The organism is Syntrophobacterales bacterium, assembly GCA_019429105.1.
Taxonomy (GTDB): domain Bacteria; phylum Desulfobacterota; class Syntrophia; order Syntrophales; family UBA5619; genus DYTH01.
The window spans coordinates 1-3,596 of record JAHYJE010000085.1 but is presented as its reverse complement, the minus strand read 5'-3'; the positions used below and the strand labels follow the sequence as shown (position 1 = coordinate 3,596).

At 54.0% G+C, this 3,596-nt stretch carries 4 protein-coding genes; 3 read left to right on the top strand and 1 reads right to left on the bottom strand.

Features of this window, described 5'->3' with window-relative positions; genetic code table 11:
- Positions 1-138: 138 nt before the first annotated feature.
- The gene (locus tag K0B01_14755; GenBank protein MBW6487403.1) at positions 139-984 is read right to left on the bottom strand and encodes a site-specific integrase; all 846 of its coding nucleotides are present in this window, start codon (positions 982-984) and stop codon (positions 139-141) included.
- A gap of 362 nt (positions 985-1,346) precedes the next feature.
- On the opposite strand from K0B01_14755, the gene K0B01_14750 reads away from it, so the two are divergent.
- The 3 genes from K0B01_14750 to K0B01_14740 all read left to right on the top strand — a co-directional run.
- Positions 1,347-1,631 (top strand): hypothetical protein, encoded by a 285-nt coding sequence (locus tag K0B01_14750; GenBank protein ID MBW6487402.1) that lies wholly within the window; start codon positions 1,347-1,349, stop codon positions 1,629-1,631.
- A 45-nt stretch (positions 1,632-1,676) separates the two neighbouring features.
- Complete coding sequence (locus K0B01_14745; GenBank protein MBW6487401.1) at positions 1,677-2,750, top strand: STAS domain-containing protein; 1,074 nt, start codon at positions 1,677-1,679, stop codon at positions 2,748-2,750.
- 95 nt (positions 2,751-2,845) lie between these two features.
- The coding region (locus tag K0B01_14740) for an NAD(P)/FAD-dependent oxidoreductase (GenBank protein MBW6487400.1) at positions 2,846-3,596 on the top strand (751 nt) is incomplete at its 3' end.

Sequence of the window (3,596 nt, the reverse complement as noted above, 5' to 3'; positions counted from 1 at the left end):
GCGGTATCGACTGCCGTCTTGATCGTCAACAGATGGTCGATCATCTGTTTGGCCCACTTCTGGTTCTGTTCCTCCCACAGAAAAATCAGTTCGCGCAATAGGTGCGCGTTACAGAAAGCGTGGTTGCCGCAATGGCGCTCATGCTCCCAGCCCTTTCATGACATCGTTGATGATGCCGTATGCGTCTTCCTGGCCTTTGTTGGTCAGATGCAGGTAAATCATGGTGGTTTCCAACTGACTGTGCCCGAGGTAGCGCTGGATGGCTCTGATATTGACTCCGGCTTCCAGCAGATGGGTGGCATAGGAATGACGCAGGGTGTGGATGAAAACCTGTCGTTTTCTGATTGCGGCGGCGATTTTCGCCTCCCGGAAAGCGCCTTGAACGCTGTCGATCGCCATCGGGACAAGTGACGTCGGCCCGAGATTGCATCCCCGACCCAGAGCCGGAAAGATCAGTTTGGGGTTGCGATGCGTAACCCAGTAGCGGCGTAGAAGAGCGTAAGTGGTGTCAGGCAGGGGCACATATCGATCCTTGGCGCCTTTGCCGCGATGAACATGGATGAGCTTCCGTTTGCCATCGATATCGGATATCTGCAGAAAAAGTCCCTCCTGGAGACGCAGGCCGCAGGAATAGATGGTGGACAGGAAAACGAAATTATGAAAAGTGGCAACCTTGCTCAGAATTGAATTGACTTCCTCCCGTGACAGAACGGAAGGCAGTCGTTTTTCCGTTGGTTCTTTGATGATCTTGAGCAGATGCCAGTCGTGCTGCACGACGTGAAGGTAGAAAAACTTGATGGCACTGTAACAGATGCGCATGGTGTTGGGCTGCCATTTGTTGATGTCCTGGCGATGAATGAAATACCGCTTGAGTTCCTCCTCGGTGATTTGGTCAGGTTCCTTCCCGCTTACGAATTCAATGAGCTTGCGCACATGCCGGGCATAGGCTTCCTGGGTTCGTTCTCCTTTTCCGTTGAGTTTCAAGGCTTCGACGGCCTTGTCGTACCATGGGGTTTGTAATGCTGCTATAATATTACTCCTTTCTTTTGAGGGTTTAAAAGATTTATAAGAAGAGGTATCATGGCAGTAGAGGAAAAAGAATCACTGAAAAAATCGGGATGATGACGTATGATGGGGAAAAGAAATGCGTTTATAACATTAAACCTGCCGCGACAGCGGCTTACTTGAACAACTGCATCAACTCGGACTGGCAATTCCGCTACGCTCCATCGCCAGCCGGTTATGCGCAGCGTTATACGTAGGGGAAATGCGTGCCAGCAACTGCTCTTAAAATATTTCTTAAAAAAATGCTACAGGCGCTTCCGGTTCTTGGGGTGGAGGCATTCTTGGCCAAATCCTCATCCACAGTGCATGGCAAACAAAAAACGGAACTCCTTAACTGCAACATCAAGGGACTGACTGCAACCGGGTATTTGACGCCTAATGGGATTGTTGTGCCCAAAGACTCCCAGGCGGTTCTGGAGGAACGCGCCTCTGCCCAAAAATGGCCAAGCGTTTTAGTGCAGCGGAATAAGCTTATTGAAGACGGCGCGCTTATTGAGAAAGACGGTGCATACGCCTTCGTAAGGGATATCCAAATTGCAGACGGTTTGGAATCAGCGAGGGGATAATTTTTAACGCAATGTTCCTGAAGGCATAAAATCAAGGAGGTGGTTATGGAGCTTCAAGCTCTCAACAAGTCAACAGGGATAATTGCCATAGCCGACGTTCTTTGCGCCGACAGTGAAGCCGTCCTGAATAATATTTTCACGGATGCCGGGGTGCGGGGCATGAAAAACATCATTCTCGATTTTCGTCCTCTGGAACGGATGAACAGCGCCGGCGCCAGCGTCCTGGCCAAACTGGCGACAACGGCAAAAGGGCAGCAGGTTAAATTATCCGCCTTCGGGCTAAATGAACGCTATCGGGAAATCTTCGCTCTGACCGGCCTTGACGAAGGGATTGTCTTGCTTGATGAAACAGTGTCCGCGCCGGACGCGCTATCGGAAGACGAGCTGCGGCAACTGAAGCAGACAGATGCCGGCCACGGCCGGCAGGATGATGGCGGCTGGGCGCCGAATATTCCCACGCTCAGAGTTACGGAAAACCCAGACGGGGCAATGAACAAAAATGTCGATGGGCGCCGGGTTCTGGGACCGCTCCAGGGATTCGGGCCTCTGTGGCAGAAGACTTACCTGCTTTCCATAAAGAAGCCGGGCTTGCAGCCTCCGGATGTCATTGAAATAATGAAAAAACATTTCCCGGATTTTCAGCCCCCCGCCAATAAGTTTTATGCAACCTCCCGGGGTATCGCCACGGGCGAGATAGTTCTGATAGATTCAGCGACGCCGGGTGGCATGGTTTCCACCGGGGTGCTTGTTTCCTATGCCGACGACTCCAGTTTTACGCTGATGACGCCCCAGGGACACCCGGAAGCGGGCTGGGTGACTTTCAGCGCTGCCAAAAGGGGCGAAGGGGTTGACATGCAGATTCAGGGGCTGGCCCGCGCCTCCGACCCGTTGTACGAAGTCGCCTTCCGCATTGCCGGTTCGAAATTGCAGGAGTCTATCTGGCGGCACGTATTGTCGTCGCTTGCCGCCTATCTGGAAGTGGAGGCGGAGGTGCAGGTGGTAAAAACCTGCGTTGCCGCCGACCTGCAATGGGAAAGAGCCGGCAATCTCTGGTACAGCGCGCAACTCAGATCGCTTCCCTACAATATTCCGCTGCTTTTTAAAACGGCAGCCCGTTGACTGGCCACAGCATGCCGTGACCTGCAACGGCGGCTTATTGAATTGTTTATCGGACGTAACAAATTTATCCTGTGCTAAAGATTGAGACAAGAGAAATGCCTGATTCAAAACATAGTTCCGCGATCGTCGTCGGTTCAGGGCCAAACGGCCTCGCCGCGGCGGTTACGCTTGCCCAAGCCGGCCTTCCGGTGACCGTTTATGAAAAAAACGGGATGATCGGCGGCGCCTGCCGCACCGAGGAACTTATCCAGCCCGGATATCTGCACGACGTGGGCTCGGCGGTCCACCCGCTCGCCATTGTGTCGCCGTTTTTCCGGAAATTGCCGCTCACCGAATACGGACTTAAATGGATAGTGCCTCCCGTTTCCCTGGCGCATCCCTTTGACGACGGGACGGCCGTGCTGCTGGGCGGGTCGGTTGGCCAGACTGCCTCCCTGCTCGATAGCGCCGATCGGAATAGCTATGAAAAACTGATGGCGCCACTGGTCAGACACTGGGAAGAAATAGTTGTCGAGGCGCTTAAGTTTCCCCAAATACCCCTGCGCCATCCTTTCTTGATGCTCAATTTCGGACGGCATGCCCTCTGTTCGGCCGCGGGACTGGCCCGAAGCCTTTTTACCGGCGCTCGCGCCCGGGCTTTGCTGGTCGGTCTCGGCGTCCACTCGGTAATGGATATGGAAAGCCCGGGCAGCGGTGCGGCCGGGCTTGTGCTGGCCACAGCGGCGCACTCCGCCGGCTGGCCCCTGCCGGAAGGCGGATCCCGCAGCATAACCAAGGCCCTGGCCAATTATCTCATAAAACTGGGAGGGAAAATAGTAACGGATTATGAGGTGAAAACGCTGGAGC